Genomic DNA, 19,573 nt, shown 5'->3' with positions numbered 1-19,573 from the left:
GGCCGCAACCATCCGCATGTCGAGATCGAGCTGTCGCCCGAACGCGCCGCCGCCGGCGACCACAGCCGCATCGCCTTCCGGCCGACAAAGTGGAAACTCTTCAGAGACAACAGAGAGCAGGCTGTAGAGGCAGAAATAGATGTGGGGCAGCGGGCGGCCGAGGAAGCCGGTGAAACCGTAGCCTTCGAACTTGCCCGCACGGGCACTTGACTTCATCACCGACCATACGCCGGCGAAGCGCGCTTGAGCTTCGCCGGCCGATTTCGGTTTGCTTCGATATGCGCTAAGCAGGGACGCCCGCGGCCGACAATGGCCTCGGAAACGGAGAGAAGCGCATGACGATCGTCGACGACCTGAAACAAGCCTTCGGCGATATCGTCCTGACAGGAACAGAGATTGGCGAACGCCATCGCAGTGACGCCAGCCTGACCGGCCGCGAACTGCCGAAGGCCGTTATCCGACCTACAAGCAGCGAAGAGATCGCCGAAGTCCTCCGCCTCTGCAACGAGAACGGCCGGGCAGTCGTCGTCCAGGGCGGCCTGACCGGGCTTGCCGGCGGCGCCAATGCCGGCAGCGACGCGGTGGTGATTTCGCTCGAACGTTTTACCGGCATCGAGGAGATCGACCCGCAGGCAGGAACCATGACGGTGCGCGCCGGCACGCCGCTCGAGGTTGCGCAACGCGCTGCAGAAGACGCCGGATTCCTGTTGCCCATCGATCTCGGTGCCCGCGGCTCCTGCCAGATCGGCGGCAATCTCGCCACCAATGCCGGCGGCATCCGTGTGCTTCGCTACGGCGTCACCCGTGACAACGTGCTCGGCCTCGAAGTCGTGCTGGCCGATGGGACTGTCATCTCGTCGCTCAACAAGATGATCAAGAACAACACCGGCTACGATCTCCGACAGTATTTCATCGGCTCCGAGGGAACGCTCGGCGTGATCACCCGCGCGGTCCTCCGTCTGCGGCCACTGCCAGCCGGCCGGCTGACGGCGCTCTGTGCCCTCGACAGCTTTGATAATGTGGTTGCCTTTCTCACACATTGCCAGCGCCGCCTGCCGGGGCTCTCGGCCTTCGAGGCCATGTGGCAGAACTATTTCCGCTTCAACGCAGAGGCGGAAAAGCAAAGGCTCTTTGATGAAATTCCGCCTTTCGCCGTGATCGTCGAACAGGATCTCCTGGGTGACGACAGCGAGCGCGATGCGTTCGAGGCCCTTCTCGGCGAAGCGCTCGAAGCCGGCATTATCAGCGACGCGCTGATTGCCCAGTCGGAGAAGGAAAGCCGCTCGTTCTGGAGCATCCGCGAGGGCCACGCGATGGACCAGTTGCTGCCGTCGCTCATCAATCTCGATGTCAGCCTGCCGATCGGCGATATCGGGCGCTTCGCCGAGGACTGCGGCAAGGCTCTTTCTGCGCGGTTCCCGGCCGCCCACGTCTCCTTCTTCGGCCATGTCGCCGACAGCAACCTGCACATCGCCTTCTCGCAACCGGACAGCGACGCGGAAACGCCGCACATCGTCGATGGCATCGTCTACGAGATCGTGCGGCGCTATCGCGGCTCGATCTCGGCCGAACACGGCATCGGCACGTTGAAGCGGGAATTCCTCGACCATTCGCGCAGTCCGGCGGAGCTCGATCTCATGCGCCGGATCAAGCTGGCGCTCGACCCGAACGGCATCCTCAATCCGGGTAAGGTGCTCTGAGAGTACGACTGGAGAAGAACGGCTCCCGGGAAGAACTCTCAATAAGTCGGTTCAGAGCCAGGAGGCGGGCGTTTTCGGCAAGCGCCCATCGGGATCAATCACCTTCAACTCTGCCCCCTCGCCTGAATTCCAGCGCCAGAGTGCGACGCAAGTACCGCCAGGTGACATGAAGGACGGGTAGATCAGGCCATCGAAGCCTCGATCGCTCAGCTCCCGCTGCAGGCGATGCGTCTCCGGCAGGAGGCCGCGATCAAGCGCATCGCGCCATTCGCAGCGGTGAATCTCCTCGGTGAGATCAAGCGCGGCAAGCGTTTCGACAACCGTCAGGTCGGCGAGCCGAGCGAAGCGCAGCTCAAGCTGCGCGATCAGCGCCGGATGCTGGACGAAACCCTGATTGTACTCGGCCCAGGCGGTCGAGAGTTCGCGGGCCGCATAGATTGTCGGCACACCCAGGGGATTCCACCGTCCGCCAAAGCGCGAAGCACCGTCGCCCGAGAGCGGCGCATGCGCCCAGCGCGGGACGTAGGCGCGCCACAGGCGCACCGGCTCGCTTCCTGCCATCAGGCGTAGACACCGGAACGTACGGCTTCGAGATAGGCGAGCACCTTGTCGGCCTTGCCTTCGCCGACAAGGTCATAGGCCGTCTTTCCGGCCCAGCCTGGGATCGGCTGGTGCTTGAACCAGATCACGGCGCGGCTGTCGTCCCCCGCCATCTCGCCGGCCATGGCGAGGATGCGCACGACGTTGCTCAACGCCGCATCGACCTTGCGGGCGCTGGATTTCGCCGTCAGCGTGTTGCGCGCGACCCCGATCAGCTTCGCTAGCTCCGCAAGCGTCACGCCGAGGCGATCGGAAACCAGCCTCGCGGAGAGGACGGACGAGTGGCTCTCGCCGTAGTGGGCGGCAGAAACATTGAAACTGACAGTCATGGCAGAATCCGAGCTCTTTTTGATCATCACGTAATCAAAATAAGCTCAAAAGGCGCCCATTTCAAGGAAAGCCTATTGCCGCCAGGATGGCTCGCGCTTGTCAAAGAAAGCGCCGACACCTTCGCGGGCCTCGTCGGATTCCCAGCAATCAGCAAGCTGCTCGATGGTCGCGGCAATGGTGTCCCCGGTGATCGGTGGTCCAAGCGAACGGGCCAACCGTTTGGCCCGACCGGTCGCCTCGGGCGCCACTGCCAGATAGGGCTCGATCTCCGCTTCGACCGCCGCATCCAGGGCATCTGCCGCAGCAACGACCGTGGCCAGCCCCAGGGCGCGCGCCTCCTCAGCGCCGAACAGGCGGGCGGACATGAACAACGGCCGCGCCTTGCCCTCGCCGATCCGGGCGACGACATAGGGGCTGATGGTGGCCGGGATCAGGCCGAGACGCGTCTCCGTCAAACCAAATTTGGCGTCGGCCGAAGCGACGGCCGCATCGCAGATGCTCATGAGGCCGACGCCGCCGCCAAAGGCGTTGCCATGCAGGCGGCCGATCACCGGCTTGGCGATCTCGTTCAGCGCCTTGAACATCATCGCCAGACGCGTCGCCTCGGCGACCCGCGTCGCCCGATCGGCATCGAACTGCTCACGCATCCAGCCGAGATCGCCGCCGGCGCAGAAGCTGCGGCCTTCGGCTTCCAGTATGACGGCCCGGACCGAGCGATCGTCCGAAAGCGAATGAGCGGCTTCGGTAAGTTCGCCGATCATCTTCGCCGAAAGCGCATTGTGCTTCTGCGGTAGTGCCAAAGTCAGCCGCGCGACTCCGCGTGCGTCGGTCGCGATCCGGATCGTTTCGAGGGTCATGATCTTGTCCTCAAGGTCCGCGCGAAAGCGGCGGCCTGTTCGAGCTTCGCCGTGTCGAGGCCAGTCGAGAACCCCTTGCCGGTGACGAAGGCGTTGACGGCGAGCGTGTCGACATTGCCGGCAGCTCCCGGCGCATAGGGACATCCGCCGAGACCGCCGGCCGAGGCATCGAAGACCCGCAAACCGCGGTCGAGCGCCACGGCGATATTTTCGAGCGCGCGGCCGCACGTATCATGGAAATGTCCGGCAAGCCGCTCGGACCGAATGCGCTCCAGCACTGCAGCCAGCATCGCGTCCACCGCCTCCGGTTTGCCGCGACCGATCGTGTCGCCAAGACTGATCTCATAGCAGCCGAGATCATCGAGCAGGCCGGCGACATCGGCGGCACTGGCCGGCGCGATCGCCCCCTCATAGGGGCATTCGACCACGCAACTGACATAGCCGCGCAGCAGAAGCCCGCGCTCACGGCAGGCGTCGGCAATCGGGCGAAACCGCGCGATGCTTTCGGCGATCGAGCAATTGATGTTCTTCTGCGAGAAGGTTTCGGAAGCGGAGGCGAAGATCGCCACCTCGTCGGCGCCAGCTTCAAGTGCTGCCTCAAGCCCGCGCATATTGGGAGTCAGCACGGCGTAGCGCGTACCGGGTCGCCTGACAATGCCGGCCATCACCTCGGCGGCGTCGGCCATCTGCGGCACCCATTTCGGGCTGACGAAGCTCGTCACCTCGATCCGCTCATAGCCGCAGTCGGATAGCAGATCGACGAGGCGGATCTTGTCGGCAGTCGCAACGATACGGCTTTCATTCTGCAGCCCGTCACGTGGCGCCATTTCGACGATCGTCACGTGCTCAGGCACCGCTCCGCTCATTCTGCGCTCTCCGGCTGGAGCATCACCAGCACGGCGCCGGCGCTCACCTGTTCGCCTTCACTGACCAGTACGCTCTCGACCACGCCGGCACGCGAGGCGGACAGCGTAAGCTCCATCTTCATCGCTTCCATGACGGCGAGCGCCTGCCCCTTTTCGACCGTATCACCGGGGCGGACCCGGACGAGCTTGACGATACCGGGCATCGGCGCCGACACCTCGTCGTCGGCCACCTCGCTGGAATGACCAGTGCCAAGCGCGTCGGGCAGGCGCAGGACGTAAGTGTCACCGTTGAGGAACAGGGTGATCTGCTCGCCTTCGCGCAGGAAGCGGAACTCATGCTGCGCTCCGGAGATCTCGGCGCGGGCGCCGTCGGTAAACCGGTCGAGGATCACCACAGGCAGAGCCGCCGTTCCGGTGTGGACCGCAAACTGGTCGCGGCCGCGGGCGGCGAGCGTCACAATCGCCCGGCCGCCTGCGTGCTCGATCGTGACGTTCCTGCTGGCGTCGCCCCAGATCTGCCAATGGCCGAGTGACGACCACGGATCGGCAGATCCATCCGGCAGCAGGGCGCCGGTGGAGACGATCGCCGCCAGCGCCAGCGCCGCATCGCTTGGCGCCTTCGTTGCCGTGAGCTGATCGATGGAACGGTCGATGAGGCCGGTATCGGGATGCCCGGCGCGAAAATCCGGCTCGGCGGCAAGACGCGCCAGAAAGTCGAGATTGGTGACCGTGCCGCCGATGCGGCACGCCCTCAATGCGCTTTCGAGCTTTGCCAGCGCTGCCGAACGGTTCGGGCCATGAACGATCAGCTTGGCGATCAGCGGATCATAGAATGGCGTGATCCGGTCGCCTTGCCGGACACCGGCATCGACACGCACGCCATCTTCCGGAAAGCTCAGCGTCGTCAGCCGCCCGGTCGCCGGCAGGAAGCCGCGAGATGGGTCTTCCGCATAGATGCGGGCTTCGAACGCCCAGCCGTCGATGCCGATCTCGCTCTGCCGTTTCGGCAGCGCTTCGCCGGCGGCGGCGCGCAACTGCCACTCGACGAGATCGATACCGGTGATCGCCTCCGTCACCGGATGCTCCACCTGCAAACGGGTGTTCATCTCCATGAAATAGAACTGGTCCGGCCAGAGCCCGTCCGTCACGTCAGCGATGAATTCGACGGTGCCGGCGCCGACATAGCCGATCGCCTGCGCTGCCCGAACCGCAGCATCGCCCATAGCGCGCCGCACTTCCGCGGTCATGCCGGGGGCCGGCGCTTCCTCGATCACTTTCTGGTGGCGGCGCTGCAGCGAGCAGTCGCGCTCGAAGAGGTGCAGGATATTGCCGTGCCGGTCGCCGAAGACCTGGACTTCGATATGCCGGGGTTTCGTCAGGTATTTCTCGATCAGCACCGAACCATCGCCGAAGGCGGCTTCCGCCTCACGGCGCGCCGCCTCGAGCGCGGCCGGAAACTCGGTGGCGCTGTCGACGCGCCGCATGCCCTTGCCGCCGCCGCCGGCGCGCGCCTTGATCAGCACCGGATAGCCGACATTCACGGCTTCTTCCGCGAGGAAGTCGGCATCCTGCCGCTCGCCGTGGTAACCGGGAACGACCGGCACGCCGGACTGCTCCATCAGCGCCTTGGCGGCATCCTTCAGACCCATGGCGCGGATCGCCCGCGCGGATGGCCCGACGAAGGTGATCCCGGCCGCCTCGACGGCGTCGGCGAAATCGGCATTCTCCGAGAGGAAACCATATCCCGGGTGGATCGCATCCGCACCGACCGCGCGTGCGGCAGCGATGATGCGCTCGGCCGACAGATAGCTTTCGAGGGCCGGGGCTGAGCCGATGCGGATCGCTTCGTCGGCAAGTGCCACGTGCAGCGCGCCGACATCAGCATCGGAATAGACGGCGACCGTGCGAATGCCGAGGCGCTTGGCGGTACGCATCACCCGGCAGGCGATCTCACCGCGATTGGCAATCAGGAGTTTGGAAAACATCGGCATCCTCGGCCCCTATCGCGCAGCGATCACATCGATTTCGAGCAACCAGCCGGCATCGAAAATGCCGGCGATCGCCACGGTCATGGCGGGTGCGAGCGCGCCCAGATATTCCTGGCGGGCAGCACGGTTGGCCATGGTGTACTGGCGGTCGGCAAGCAGGACCGTCACCTTGACGATGTCGGACTTCGTCATACCCGCCGCCGTCAGCTGGGCGTCAATGTTCGCCCAGACCTGGCGCGCCTGCGCCTCGAAACCCTCCGGCAATGCGTCTTCGGCCGTCAGCGGCACCTGGCCGCTGACAAAGAGCAGGCGCTCGAAATCTTCAAGGCGCACGGCCTGCGAATAGCCGCCGCGCGGTTGAGGTGCATTCTTGGCGTTGATGTTCTCGCGCTTCATCAGCTCATCCCTACATCCTGAAGAGGCCGAAGCGCGTGTCTTCGATCGGCGCGTTGAGCGCTGCCGAAAGCGACAGGCCCAGCACATCGCGCGTCTTGCGCGGATCGACGACACCGTCGTCCCAAAGTCTTGCCGAGGCATAGAGCGGATGGCTCTGGCGCTCGAAGAGATCGAGGATCGGCTGGCGGAAACGCGCCTCCTCCTCTTCGCTCCAGGGCGTGCCCGCCCGCTTCAGCGCCTCGCTGCGCACCGTCGTCAACACACCGGCCGCCTGTTCGCCGCCCATGACAGAGATACGGCTGTTCGGCCAAGTCCAGAGGAAGCGCGGCGAAAAGGCGCGGCCGCACATGCCGTAATTGCCCGCGCCGAAGGAGCCGCCGACGAGCATGGTCACCTTCGGTACCCGCGCCGTCGCCACCGCCGTCACCAGCTTGGCGCCGTGCTTGGCTATGCCTTCCGTCTCGTACTTCCGCCCGACCATGAAGCCGGTGATGTTCTGCAGGAACACGAGCGGAATTTTGCGCTGGGCACAGAGCTCGACGAAATGCGCGCCCTTCAGTGCGGATTCGGAGAACAGCACGCCGTTGTTGGCGATGATGCCGACCGGAATGCCATGGACATGGGCGAAGCCGCAGACGAGCGTCGTACCGTAGCGCGCCTTGAACTCGTCGAAACGGGAGCCGTCGACGACGCGGGCGATGACCTCGCGGATATCGTAGGGCGTGCGCAGATCGGAAGGCACGATGCCGGCAATTTCGTGCGGATCGTAGAGCGGCGGTTCAGATGCCGTGAGTTCGACCGACAGCGGCTTGTGCCGGTTGAGCGCGGCGACAGCCCGACGCGCCAGCGCCAGCGCGTGGGCGTCGTCACGCGCCAAGTGATCGGCCACGCCGGAAAGGCGGGTATGCACATCGGCGCCGCCGAGATCCTCCGCCGAGACCACCTCGCCGGTCGCCGCCCTGACGAGCGGCGGGCCGGCGAGAAAGATCGTACCCTGGCCCTCGACGATGATCGTTTCGTCGGACATCGCCGGCACGTAGGCGCCGCCGGCTGTGCACGATCCCATCACCACAGCGATCTGTGGAATGCCGGCAGCCGACATGTTGGCCTGGTTGTAGAAGATCCGGCCGAAGTGATCCCTGTCCGGGAAAACCTCGTCCTGGTTCGGCAGATTGGCGCCGCCGGAGTCAACGAGATAGATGCAAGGCAGATGGTTTTCCGCGGCGATCTCCTGCGCGCGCAGGTGCTTCTTCACCGTCAGCGGATAGTAGGTACCGCCTTTGACCGTCGGATCGTTGCAGACGATCATGCATTCGCGGCCCGACACCCGGCCGATGCCGGTGATCAGTCCGGCCGCCGGCGCATCGCCATTGTACATGCCGTGCGCGGCCGTCATGCCGACTTCGAGGAACGGCGTTGCGGGATCGATGAGATTGGCCACCCGGTCGCGCGGCAGAAGCTTGCCTCGACTGACATGGCGCTCGCGCGCGGTTTCGCCGCCGCCGCCGGCCGCAAGCTTCACAGCCTCCTCGACCGTCACGATCGCCTCGGCCATGGCCGCCTGATTGGCCCTGAACGTTTCGGAGGACGGTGAGATGTGAGATTTCAGAACGGTCATGAGGTCCTCATAGGATCGAGTTCGGCCGCTTTCGTCTCATCCCGCTCTAGCTCGTCTCGGTGAACAGTTCCCGGCCGATCAGCATGCGGCGGATCTCGCTGGTGCCTGCACCGATCTCGTAGAGCTTGGCGTCGCGCAGCAGACGACCCGCCGGGTAGTCGTTGGTATAACCGTTGCCGCCCAGCGCCTGGATCGCCTCGAGCGCGAGCGCCGTCGCCTTCTCGGCCGCGTAGAGGATGCAACCCGCCGCATCCTTGCGCGTCGTCTCGCCACGATCGCAGGCGGCTGCCACCGCATAGACATAGGCGCGTGCCGCATTTGCCGTCACATACATGTCCGCGAGCTTGCCCTGCATCAGCTGGAATTCGCCGATCGCCTGGCCGAACTGCTTGCGCTCATGCAGATAGGGGACGACGACATCAAGGCAAGCGGCCATGATACCGAGGGGACCGGCCGACAGCACCACGCGCTCGTAGTCGAGCCCGGACATCAAAACCCGGACGCCGCCGCCGATGGTGCCGAGCACGTTTTCCTCGGGCACCTCGCAGTCTTTAAAGATCAGCTCGCAGGTGTTGGAACCGCGCATGCCGAGCTTGTCGAGCTTCTGGCCGGTGGAAAATCCGGCATAGCCTTTTTCGACCAGGAATGCGGTGATGCCGCGCGGACCGGCCGCCGGATCGGTCTTGGCATAGACGACGAGCACGTCGGCGTCGGGGCCATTGGTGATCCACATCTTGTTGCCGTTGAGCACATAGCGGTCACCGCGCTTGTCGGCCCTCAGCGTCATCGAGACGACGTCCGAGCCGGCGCCGGGCTCCGACATCGCAAGCGCGCCGACAAATTCGCCGGAGATCAGCTTCGGCAGGTAACGCGCCTTCTGGTCGTCATTGCCGTTGCGGTTGATCTGGTTGACGCAAAGATTGGAGTGGGCGCCGTAGCTGAGGCCGACCGAGGCCGACGCGCGGCTGATCTCCTCCATCGCCACACAATGGGCGAGATAGCCCATGCCGGCACCGCCATGCTCCTCGCCAGCGGTGATGCCGAGCAGGCCGAGTTCGCCCATCTCGCGCCAGAGCTGCATCGGAAACGCGTTGTTGCGATCGGTTTCATCCGCCAATGGCGCGATGCGGTCCATTGCGAAGCGCCGCACGCTCTCGCGCAATGCGTCGATGTCCTCGCCAAGTGCGAAGCTCAATCCGCCCTGAAACATGTTTATCCTCCCATCGTGCCTGCCGCGCGGTCTCCTCCCACAGCGGCCGTACGATAACGCTCCATCCTCTACGCGGATCGCGGCGAATGCAATGATATCAACGCCGCGACATGGTCGGACGATAGCACCGCGTTCCGCTAATTTCCTTCCAAAGAGGGGCGAAGCCAAGCACGATATGAAAATCCGGAGGCGCCCACCGATTGCATCCTGTGCGTGAGGCGGTCACCGGGCGCTCGCGCGCCACGTCCGTTTTGGATCGTACCACGCTCAGGTGCCCCCCCAATTCGCAAGTCCCACAAGCTGAGCGAGCACCTCATTGATCACGGCCTGCGTCGGAGGCTCGATGTCCACGGTTACGGTCAAAGGCTCGCCGACAGGGTCTTCTAGCGTCGCGAGCTGCGTGTCGAGCAGAGAGGCGGGCATGAAATGTCCCGTTCGGCGCTGCATCCGCCCGACAAGAACATCGCGATCGCCGTGGAGATAGACAAAAGCAATGGACCTGCCGGCGCTCTCGCGCAGCAGATCGCGATAACTGCGCTTCAGCGCCGAGCAGGAGACGACTACCGGCGCATCACTCGACGCGAGCTGTCGGCCGATCTCCTTCAGCCACGGCCAGCGGTCCGCATCGGCGAGCGGAATACCCGCCGACATCTTGCGGATGTTTTCCTCCGGATGCAGCGCATCACCCTCGACGAAGCGGTAACCGCAGGCAGCTGCGATAGCCTCACCGACCGAGGTCTTGCCGGTACCGGATACACCCATCACCACGATGGAACCGGGAAATGCCAGGCGGACAACAGCCTCGGACGCGTGATCGTTCGACATGGCCTTGCTCCTTGCATCTGCCGCGCTCGCTCTCCCTGATACCGTCGCGGCACCGGGTGAACAAGGCGGCTCATGCAAGTCTCAGACGATGTCTCAAACTGCAGCACGGGGGCGGGCGACGTCGTTGACGCCCTCGCCATCCGGTGCCTGGCCGTAGCTCATGCGACGCATCTGGGCGATGACCCGCTCCATCTCGTCATCGGGAAGGACCGGCGGCTCGCCGAGCGTCAACGCCTGGACATACATGCGCGATAGAGTCTCGATCTCGATGGCCAGCCACAGGGCGGATTCGAGCGTTTTGCCGAGTGAGATCTGGCCGTGCTGGCCAAGCAGGCAGGCAACGCGGTCCTTGAGCGCCACCAGCGCGTTGTCGGAGAGCGCCTGGGTGCCGAAGGTCGCATATTCGGCACAGCGGATCGTCGTGCCACCGGCAATGCCGGTCATGTAGTGGAAACTGGGAATGGTCTTGTGATGGCAGGCAAGCGTCGTCGCATAGACCGAATGGCAATGCAGCACGACGTTGATATCCGTGCGTTCCCTCAGGATATCACGGTGGAAGCGCCATTCCGACGAAGGACGAAGGCCAACATAGGTGCCGTCGAAATCCATCTCGACAAGATCTTCGGGCTGCATCGTCTCATAGGGCAGCGACGAGGGCGTGATCAGGAAACCCGTATCGGTGCGCAGCGAAATGTTGCCCGCAGTGCCCTGGTTGATGCCGCTCGAATTCATCCGCCGGCAGATGTCCACCATCTCGCGGCGGAACGACAGCGTGTCTGTCTTGGTCATCGATATGTCCTTTCGAAGTCGCGAGTGAAACTGTTGTTGTGCCCGGTGCGCGCCCGGGCCCGCCATTGCGACGCATAGACGGCGACAGCTGGCGAAAGATGCGAAACGTCGCCCGGATCGGCGAGCGAGAGCGGAGCCGGACGCTGGCGCTGGCCTTCGCTTGCAAGCAGTGCGGCGCCGGAGGCCACGCCGTAGGCATCGAGATTGAAGCGCACCCGCCGGTTTGGCATGAGCGCCGCAACGAGGCGGGCATAGAGGGGATCGCGCAGGAAGCTTCCGTCGAGCACGACCAGCGGCCCCGGCCCCAACGCCTCGACGCATTCCGTGGTCAGCAGGGAACAGTAAAGCAGCGCCAGCGCCTTGCGCTCGACCGGCGTCTCCGGCGGTGGCCCGTTGATGCGGCCGCGGCCGGCGCTTCCCGGAAAGAGACCGTCGTCGTCGCCGAAGGACGGCAGCGCCATGGTACGTCTGGCAATCAGGCCGAGCACGACATCGTCGGGCACCGGGGCCGCTGGAGGTGCGCTGCCCGCCACGTGCGAAAACTCGCGCCCGCCCATGGTGAGCACGCCGCCGAGCGGTTTGCCGAAGACGTCGCTGTTCAGCGTCATGCCGCGGTGCTCGTCGAGCCGGTCGAGGGCCGTGCGGCCGCAAAAGCCGACGATCCAGGTCCCGGTCGAAACGACGATGAAATCGGTCAAGCCGGCCGCGTGATAACGATAGTGATTGAGACTGCTGTCGTGGCCGCCCGCCAGCACCCGCAGTCCGTCCCGCAGCCCGTGGCGGCGGGCAAGCTCCGGACGCACAGGGCCGAGGACCTGCCAGGCGTCGGCGAAATCCGGCATCAACCGCTGCCAGCTGCGAGTGGTAACAATGGGCGCAAAGCGGCGTTCGGCAACGTTCCAGAGATGCGACTGTGCGCCGAGGAAGCTCGCCTCGGATACCGCAACGCCCGACAGGCGCCACGCCCAATACTGCGGCAGGCCCAGATACCAGCACGCAGCATCGACAGCACCCGGCGCGTGCTCCTGCATCCAAAAGAGCTGGCGCGCCTGATGGGTGGCGCTGTGCATCATCGCGCTGCCGCGGTCGAAGAAGGAACCGGCAAGCGGCGCGTAGCCTTGCCGGATCGCCTCCGGCAAGGGCTGCTCGTAATCGATCATCGGCAGGGCGGCACCAGCCGTCGCATCGGGGTCATCGCCGACGAGGACGCCGCCAGAGCCATGACCGGCGGCGACGAAGGTTTGCAGCGGATGACGGCTGGCAAGCGCTTCAAGGTTAGAGAAGATCCATTCGGAGAGGCTTGCGAGATCGTGATGTCGCCAGGGCGGACCGGGCAGCACCGGGTTGGCCACACTCAGCGTTTCCAGGACGACGCCATCGACCGTGACCGCGTTCAGCTTCACATTGGTCTTGCCGACATCGAGCACGGCCACCGCACCGGCTTCCTCGTCTGCCGCGACTGACATGCTGCGACCCTCCCGTCCTAACCCAAACGCACGCGGAGGCGCTTTAGATCAAACCGTATTGTTTGGCCTTGTTGCGCAGGAACGGCAGGCCGTTGCCCATGACCTCTTCCTCGTCCTTTGCGACAGGACGCCAGACGGCGAGGCCATAGGCCACCTCCGGCGGCATGTTGATGAAGCTCTCCATCGCGAGGCCGCCCTTGAAGCCGATGGCGGCAAGCGTCGCGAAGATCTCGTCCCAGGCGCAATTGCCGTAGCCGGGCGTGCCGCGATCGCTCTCGGAGAGATGGATGTATTTGATAAAATCGCGCGCATCGAGAATGCCGGTGCCGATGCCCTTCTCCTCGATGTTCATGTGATAGGTGTCGAGGTGGACGAAGACGTTATCGGCGCCGACCCGCTTGATCATGTCGACTGCCTGCCAGCCGGTGTTGATCAGGTGGTTCTCGTACCGGTTGACCGCCTCGACGCCGAGCTCGATGCCGCGCGTCTTCGCATGCTTGGCGGCTACCGTCAGTACGCGAGCGATGTTGTCGTATTCGGCCTCAGTCGGCGGCACGCCGGTACGCTCGCCGATGCCGCCATAGATGACGCCTGACAGCGCCTCGCCGCCAAGATCGGCCGTCTTGTCGATCGCCACCTTCAGGTGCTCGATCGCCGCATCGGGGCGGACGGATGCCCAGGCGTGCTCGGGCAGACCAAGCGAGCAGACGGCGCGCAGCTTGTTCTTCACCAAGAGTGCCTTGGTGTGGGCGGTGTCGACCACCGGCGGATTGAGCATCGGGATCTCGATGAAATCGACGCCGTATTTCACCGCCGCGGCGACGGCGCGCTCGGCACCGGGACGATCCCAATTCATGGTCCACATGCTCGTATGGACGCCAAAACCCTGCATGGTCACGTTTCCTTTCTGACAAATGAAATCTTGAACTTGGTGGCCACGAAGCGCAGCACCATGACGCCGGCAAGCAGCAGCCCCCAGACGGCGGTCGCCAGATGCTGGTTGGCACCGATGAGGTTGAGGCCGGAGGAAAGAAGCTGGAGCACAACCAGCGCGACGAAGACGGGAATGACCCGGCCAAAGCCGCCGAACGGATTGACGCCACCGAGGAAGCAGGCAAGCACGGTGATCAGCAGGTAGCTTTCGCCGTGGCCGATACGCACGGAGTTGAAGCGCGCCAGCATGATGATGCCGGCGATCGCACACATGGCGCCCGAGAGCGCATAGACGAGCACGATCACCTTGCGCGTGTTGATGCCGGAATAGCGTGTCGCCTCGAGGTTGGAACCGATCATGTAGGTGTTGAATCCGAGCTTGGTGCGGGAAAGCAGCACGTGCCAGGCGAGCACGCAGACGATGAAGGCGATGAGCGGGATCGGCAGCCCGAGGAACGAGCCATGGCCAAGCGGGCCGAGGAAGGCTGGAAAGCCGGAGACATCGCCGCCGCGCGTCAGGAACTCGCCGAGGCCGCGCAGGAAGATCATCATCGACAGCGAAACAAGGATCGGGTGAGCGCGCGTAAAGGCGATCACCAACCCCATGACGACGCCGCTCACTGCCCCGACGAGGATCGCCAGAACCGAACCGAGCAGGAAGGCGCCGAGACCCGCATCCACCCCGCCATTCGCTTGCAGGACCCAGGCGAGCGTCAGCCCGGCGATGTTGGCGGTAAACGTGATCGCAAGATTGAGGCCGCCAGTCAGGATCGGCAGCAGCATGGCGAGCGTCAGAAGCCCAAGTTCGGGAAGCTGGAAGGCGACTGAGCCGAAGGTGGCGGCACTGAGGAACTGCGGCGAGGCAATGCCGAAGACCAGCATGACGGCGAGGAAAGCCAGTCCTGGTCCCGCCATTTCCGGCCCAAGCAGGTTCTTTATGCGATCGACAACCGCGCTCATCGTCCGGTCCCCTTCTGGGTGAGGAAGGGCAACAGCCGTTCGATGCTGGTGTTGGAGAGCGTGATCGCGACCAGGATGATGGCGCCGATGATCATCTTGAAGGCGAAAGGCGAGACGCCCATCAGGTTGAGGCCGTTCTGCGTGATCGAGATCAGGAGCACGCCGAGCACGCAGCCGAGTACCGAGCCCTTGCCGCCGCCAAGGCGAGCGCCTCCAAGGACGACTGCCGCGAGCACATCGAGTTCGCGACCATAGAGTGCATTCGGTACCACCTCCTGCGCGTAGTGAGCCTGGATGAGGCCGCCGATGCCGGCCATCAGGCCAAGCCAGCCGAAGGCGATGAACTGCATGGCGCCGATGTTGATGCCGAAGCGGCGGGCGCCTTCTGGATTGTCGCCGAAGGCGTAGAGTTGGCGGCCGGTGGTGGTGCGGGTGATCAGTACCCAGGTGGCAATGACGCAGATCGCCATCACCAGCACCGGCAGGGTGATCTCGATCCAGGTTCCATCAGGCATCTCGCGTTCGAACAGGACGACGCGGTCCGTCAGCCAGTCCGGCAGGTCATAGATCGACACGCCTTTGGTGAAGAACATCAACAGGCCGAAATAGATGTTGAAGGTGGAGATCGTCGCCACGATCGAGATCACCCGGAAGCGGTGGATCAGGAAGGCGTTGACGGCACCAAGCAGGACGCCGATCGACCCGGCGATCAACAGCCCCGAGACCCAGCCGCCGCCACCGATCCAGCCGAGCGCGATCGCCGTACCGTACTGCACCACGGACGCTGCGACGGCGAAGGAAATATCGATGCCGCCGGCAATCAGCACCACGAGCAGCCCGACGGCGAAGATGATGTTGACCGAGCTGATGTTGAGCAGGTCGAAGGCGTTGCCGAGCGAGAAGAAGTTGGCCGTCGTGACCGATAGAACGGCGCAGATCGCGATGATGACGCCCAGTAAGGACACTTCGGTCGCATGGGTACGGACGAAGCTAGGCATAGACAGCTCCTTCGATATCACCGAGCGAAGATGTGCGCGGATCATAGCTGCCGACGATGCGGCCCTGCGCCATGTGCAGAACGCGGTCGGCGTTGAAATAGACCTCAGGCACCTCGTCGGAGATCAGGATGATCGCGAGCCCGCTCTCAGCCAATCGGGCGACGATGTCGAAGATGCCGGCGCGCGCGCCAACGTCGACGCCGACGGTCGGAGCGTCGAGGATCAAAAGCTTCGGATCGGTTGCCAGCCACTTGGCGATTGCCACACGCTGCTGGTTGCCACCGGAAAGGGTCGAGATCGCATCCTGCTGGAGGCCGATCTTGACGCCGAGATCGGCGATCCAGCGGCCGACAAGGCTGCGCTTGCGCTCTTCCGAGAGCAGGCCGCCGGAGAGGACCTTATCGAGCGAGCTGATGACGAGATTGTCGGCGATCGGCTGCGGCTGAATGAGACCGAGCGAGAGCCGGTCCTCCGAGAGATAGGCGACGCCCGCCTCGATCGCGTCGCGGTTCGAGGAGAAGCGGATCGGCTTGCCCTCGATCGAAATCGAACCCGATGCAGGCTTCAGCATACCGAAGAGCGTCAGCGCCAGTTCCGTGCGCCCGGAACCAAGCAGCCCGGTAATCCCGAGTGTCTCGCCACGGCGCACGGTCAGCGAGATATCTTCGAACTGGCCAGGGCGCGACAGTCCCTTCACATCGAGCACGGCCGGCTGCCCATCGCGCGACTTCGCACGCACCTGCTGGTCGAAGGTCTTGCCGGTCATCAGCTCGGTGATGCGCGATTGGGTCATGCTGGCGGCGGGGTAGACGCCGACCAGTGCGCCATCGCGCAGCACCGTAATCCGGCTTGAGATCTCCAGCACTTCGGCAAGCCGATGGCTGACGAAGACGACGGCGACGCCGGAGGCGGAAAGACCGCGAACGATATCGAGCAGGTGATCGGTTTCCGATTGGGTCAGCGATGCGGTCGGCTCGTCCATGAAGACGAGCTTCGCTTCGCCGACGAGAGCCCGGGCGATCGCCACGATCTGGCGCTGGGCGATTGCGTATTCCTTGAGTGGCAGATCGACGTCGAGCGTCACGCCGAGGCGGGCGAGCGCATCCTTCGCGATCTGGCGCATGCGGCCGTAGTCGACAAGCTTCGGCCAGCGACCGAGCACCGTCTGGAAGGCGATATTCTCGGCAACGCTCATCTCCGGGAAGAGCGCCAGATCCTGCCAGATCACCTGGATGCCGCGGTCCTGCGCCGTCACCGGCGACATGTGGGAGTAGGTTTCGCCATCGAACTCGATCGAAGCGCCATCGGCGGGGCGATAGACGCCGGTGATGATCTTGATCAGCGTGCTCTTGCCGCAGCCGTTTTCGCCGGCAAGGCAATGAACTTCGCCCGGGCGCACGTCGAAGCTCACATTCTTGAGCGCTCGGACGCCACCGAAAGTCATGTTGATGTCGCGCAGGGACAAAAGCGGCCTTTCGCCTCCTCCCGCGGTCGCAAGCTGGTGCATGTGTCTGTGCCCGTAAATCACGTTAAGTTGGAGCGGGATGCGGGCGGAAAACCGCAAACACGTTTCCTCAGCCCGCTCCTGTACCGTTGAAGGGACTTGCCAGGCCGGCCGGAGCCGGCCCAGCAGCCGGGAGAACCCTTAAACTTTGGACCTCAGAGGCCCATGGCCGCGAGATCCGCGACCGTCTCCTTGTTGATCGGCACCAGTTGGTCGACGATGATATTGCGGTTCTCGAAGTCGGGCTTGACCTTGCCGAGACCTTCGATCTCGTCGCCGTCCTTGACCTCCTCGCCCTTCATCAACTTGTCGGCAAGGGTGACGAAAACTTCGCCCGCCTGCTTCGGATTCCACATGAAGCCGCCTGAAATCGCGTCGGACTTCACCAGCTTCTGGCCCTGGCCGGGTGAGAAGGGACCGAGCACGAAGATCTCGCCGACCTTGCGGCGTTCTTCGACGGCGCGGCCAGCGCCGATCGGACCCTGGCTGCCGAAGGCGAGGAAGCCTTTCAGGTTTGGATGGGCGGAGATCAGGTCGAGTGCGGTCGACCGGCTCTTATCGACGTCTTCAGCAACGCCGTAGCGGTCGCCGACCAGCATCATCTCCGGATAGTTCTTCTTGATGTAGGCGATCGCCGCATCGGCCCAGGCATTGTGCAACGGCACGGTCAGCGAGCCGACGAAGACGGCATATTCGCCCTTGCCGCCCATCTTCTCGGCAAGCAGCTTGCCATGCGCCTCACCGAAGCCGGTCGAGGATGCCAGCTCGAAGTCCCAGTCGGCACCCTTCTGGCTCGGCGATTCATGGGTGATGACGATGATGCCTTTTTCCTTGGCCTTAGTGAGCACCGGCTCGAGCACCTTGGCATCGTTCGGCACCACGCCGATCACCTTCACGCCTTGTGCAATGAGGTCTTCGATGGCGCGCACCTGCAGCGCCGGGTCGGCGCTGGTCGGGCCGACCATGAAGGCGTCGATGCCGAGCTTCTGGCCGCGCTCCTTGATGCCCGCTTCCATGGCGTTGAACCAGGGGATACCACCGATCTTGACTACGACGCCGACCTTGCCGGCATCTTGAGCAAAGGCAGCCGCAGAGCTGGCAAGCGCCATCGATGTCGCCAGGGCGGCGACGAGAATATTCCTGATCATGTCTCTCCTCCACTCGTTCCCAAGAAGGAACGCGCCCGGTCGCCATCTAAGCGCCGGCCTCCAGTTTCAAACCATCACTGGCGAAGTGCTTCCTCGCCTCCCTGACAGCCGCCTCCTCAGACGGCACCAACAAATTGCACAATCGATATTTCTTGTTTGCACAATCGATGGTGCAAGAACTATTGTGCAGACTTAATCTTTCGTCAAGGGGAAATCGGCACTAAAACGATCAAGGGAGAAAACGATGACCAGCAGCAGCAAAAAGAAAGCGACGATCTACGACCTGTCGGTGTTGTCGGGGAGTTCACCCTCAACCGTAAGTGCAGTCCTGAACGGCACCTGGCAGAAGCGCCGGATCAAGGAAAGCACGGCGGAACTGATCCGCAACCTCGCTGAAACGCATCAGTATACGGCCAACCGCCAGGCGCGTGGTTTGCGCAGCTCGCGCTCGGGCCTGATCGGCCTGCTCTTACCGATCCACGACAACCGCTATTTCTCGTCGATGGCGCAAACCTTCGAGGCGCATGTCAGAAGCAAGGGACAGTGCCCAATCGTCGTCAGCGCCAGCCGCGATCCGAAGGAGGAGCGCAAGACCGCGGAGACGCTGATCTCCTATTCGATCGATGAACTCTTCATCTGTGGCGCCACGGATCCCGATGGCGTGCACGAGGTCTGCGAGGCGGCCGGCCTCAAGCACATCAACATCGACCTGCCCGGCACCAAGGTTCCTTCGGTCATCAGCGACAACTACGAGGGCGGACGGATGCTGACGGAGGCGATCATCCGTCACTTCCAAGCAACGGGCCCGCTGGAACCGCATGAACTCTACCTCTTCGGCGGCCGCAACGACCATGCCAGCCGAGAGCGTATTCGCGGGTTCCGCGCCGTCAAAAACGAACTGCTCGGCGCCGATCCGGACGAATGCATCCAGCCGACCGGTTATGCGCCGAACAATGCCAGGCTTGCCTTCGAGGCCTTCTACGAAAAGCACGGCAAACTGCCGCGCGGCCTCTTCGTCAACTCGTCGATCAACTTCGAAGGCCTGCTGCGCTTCATGGCAGGACATCCGCACGAGAACTTCGCCGACCTCGTCGTGGGCTGCTACGATTACGATCCCTTCGCATCCTTCCTGCCCTTCCCCGTCATCATGATCCGCCAGGACGTCGAGGGCATGATCACCAAAGCCTTCGACGTCATCGAGGAGGCCCGGCCCCAGCCGCGGATCCACCTCATCCAGCCCGAACTGGTGCAGCCGCGAACGGCGCTGACCGGCCCGCTCGATGCACTAAAGGACATCGAATAGGCCGCCCGACCAGTGCTTTCTCAGCCAACAGCACTTCTAAACAACAAAATCATCTGTACAGGCCACTAAATTCCACGTATTA

General features: G+C 63.8%; 18 protein-coding genes and 1 pseudogene. 3 read left to right on the top strand and 16 right to left on the bottom strand.

The window, feature by feature from the left end:
• Positions 1-210: pseudogene (locus IB265_RS37115) on the top strand (hypothetical protein); the annotation flags it as partial.
• 125 nt (positions 211-335) lie between these two features.
• Positions 336-1,700: an FAD-binding oxidoreductase gene (locus IB265_RS33955; protein WP_057255525.1), complete on the top strand. Its 1,365-nt coding sequence runs from the start codon at positions 336-338 to the stop codon at positions 1,698-1,700.
• 51 nt (positions 1,701-1,751) lie between these two features.
• Here IB265_RS33955 and IB265_RS33950 read toward each other — a convergent pair whose 3' ends face one another.
• The 16 genes from IB265_RS33950 to IB265_RS33875 all read right to left on the bottom strand — a co-directional run bounded on the left by IB265_RS33950 (position 1,752) and on the right by IB265_RS33875 (position 18,188).
• Positions 1,752-2,261 carry an RES family NAD+ phosphorylase gene (locus tag IB265_RS33950; protein ID WP_057255524.1) on the bottom strand — a complete coding sequence of 170 codons (510 nt, stop codon included), beginning with the start codon at positions 2,259-2,261 and terminating at the stop codon, positions 1,752-1,754.
• On the bottom strand, positions 2,261-2,629 hold the full coding sequence (locus IB265_RS33945; protein WP_192495995.1) for an antitoxin Xre/MbcA/ParS toxin-binding domain-containing protein: 369 nt from the start codon (positions 2,627-2,629) through the stop codon (positions 2,261-2,263). The genes IB265_RS33950 and IB265_RS33945 overlap by 1 nt, the downstream gene beginning before the upstream one ends.
• 72 nt (positions 2,630-2,701) lie before the next feature.
• On the bottom strand, positions 2,702-3,487 hold the full coding sequence (locus IB265_RS33940; RefSeq protein WP_057255523.1) for a crotonase/enoyl-CoA hydratase family protein: 786 nt from the start codon (positions 3,485-3,487) through the stop codon (positions 2,702-2,704).
• Positions 3,484-4,353 (bottom strand): hydroxymethylglutaryl-CoA lyase, encoded by an 870-nt coding sequence (locus IB265_RS33935; protein WP_113132962.1) that lies wholly within the window; start codon positions 4,351-4,353, stop codon positions 3,484-3,486. Before IB265_RS33935 ends, IB265_RS33940 begins: the two co-directional genes overlap by 4 nt.
• The gene (locus IB265_RS33930; RefSeq protein WP_057255521.1) at positions 4,350-6,338 is read right to left on the bottom strand and encodes an acetyl/propionyl/methylcrotonyl-CoA carboxylase subunit alpha; all 1,989 of its coding nucleotides are present in this window, start codon (positions 6,336-6,338) and stop codon (positions 4,350-4,352) included. Before IB265_RS33930 ends, IB265_RS33935 begins: the two co-directional genes overlap by 4 nt.
• 15 nt (positions 6,339-6,353) lie before the next feature.
• Complete coding sequence (locus IB265_RS33925) at positions 6,354-6,737, bottom strand: RidA family protein (RefSeq protein ID WP_057255520.1); 384 nt, start codon at positions 6,735-6,737, stop codon at positions 6,354-6,356.
• A gap of 10 nt (positions 6,738-6,747) precedes the next feature.
• Complete coding sequence (locus tag IB265_RS33920; RefSeq protein ID WP_057255519.1) at positions 6,748-8,355, bottom strand: carboxyl transferase domain-containing protein; 1,608 nt, start codon at positions 8,353-8,355, stop codon at positions 6,748-6,750.
• Between the two features lie 46 nt (positions 8,356-8,401).
• Positions 8,402-9,565 carry an isovaleryl-CoA dehydrogenase gene (locus tag IB265_RS33915; protein ID WP_057255518.1) on the bottom strand — a complete coding sequence of 388 codons (1,164 nt, stop codon included), beginning with the start codon at positions 9,563-9,565 and terminating at the stop codon, positions 8,402-8,404.
• 267 nt (positions 9,566-9,832) lie between these two features.
• Positions 9,833-10,390 (bottom strand): gluconokinase, encoded by a 558-nt coding sequence (locus IB265_RS33910; protein ID WP_057255517.1) that lies wholly within the window; start codon positions 10,388-10,390, stop codon positions 9,833-9,835.
• A gap of 93 nt (positions 10,391-10,483) precedes the next feature.
• Positions 10,484-11,179: a class II aldolase/adducin family protein gene (locus IB265_RS33905; protein ID WP_057255516.1), complete on the bottom strand. Its 696-nt coding sequence runs from the start codon at positions 11,177-11,179 to the stop codon at positions 10,484-10,486.
• Complete coding sequence (locus tag IB265_RS33900) at positions 11,176-12,645, bottom strand: FGGY family carbohydrate kinase (RefSeq protein WP_192495994.1); 1,470 nt, start codon at positions 12,643-12,645, stop codon at positions 11,176-11,178. Before IB265_RS33900 ends, IB265_RS33905 begins: the two co-directional genes overlap by 4 nt.
• A gap of 43 nt (positions 12,646-12,688) precedes the next feature.
• Entirely contained in the window at positions 12,689-13,537 is an 849-nt protein-coding gene (locus IB265_RS33895) for a sugar phosphate isomerase/epimerase (protein ID WP_057255514.1), read from the bottom strand.
• 2 nt (positions 13,538-13,539) lie between these two features.
• On the bottom strand, positions 13,540-14,538 hold the full coding sequence (locus IB265_RS33890) for an ABC transporter permease (RefSeq protein ID WP_057255513.1): 999 nt from the start codon (positions 14,536-14,538) through the stop codon (positions 13,540-13,542).
• The gene (locus IB265_RS33885; protein WP_057255512.1) at positions 14,535-15,536 is read right to left on the bottom strand and encodes an ABC transporter permease; all 1,002 of its coding nucleotides are present in this window, start codon (positions 15,534-15,536) and stop codon (positions 14,535-14,537) included. The genes IB265_RS33890 and IB265_RS33885 overlap by 4 nt, the downstream gene beginning before the upstream one ends.
• Entirely contained in the window at positions 15,529-17,043 is a 1,515-nt protein-coding gene (locus IB265_RS33880; RefSeq protein WP_057255511.1) for a sugar ABC transporter ATP-binding protein, read from the bottom strand. The genes IB265_RS33885 and IB265_RS33880 overlap by 8 nt, the downstream gene beginning before the upstream one ends.
• Positions 17,044-17,195: 152 nt before the next feature.
• The gene (locus tag IB265_RS33875) at positions 17,196-18,188 is read right to left on the bottom strand and encodes an autoinducer 2 ABC transporter substrate-binding protein (RefSeq protein WP_112994108.1); all 993 of its coding nucleotides are present in this window, start codon (positions 18,186-18,188) and stop codon (positions 17,196-17,198) included.
• Positions 18,189-18,432: 244 nt separating this feature from the next.
• On the opposite strand from IB265_RS33875, the gene IB265_RS33870 reads away from it, so the two are divergent.
• On the top strand, positions 18,433-19,491 hold the full coding sequence (locus IB265_RS33870; protein WP_113132966.1) for a LacI family DNA-binding transcriptional regulator: 1,059 nt from the start codon (positions 18,433-18,435) through the stop codon (positions 19,489-19,491).
• Positions 19,492-19,573: the final 82 nt, after the last annotated feature.

The sequence above is a fragment of the Ensifer sp. ENS10 genome (genome assembly GCF_014852025.1).
In the GTDB taxonomy this organism is placed as follows: Bacteria; Pseudomonadota; Alphaproteobacteria; order Rhizobiales; family Rhizobiaceae; genus Ensifer.
This window is presented reverse-complemented; position numbering and strand designations above follow the sequence as displayed.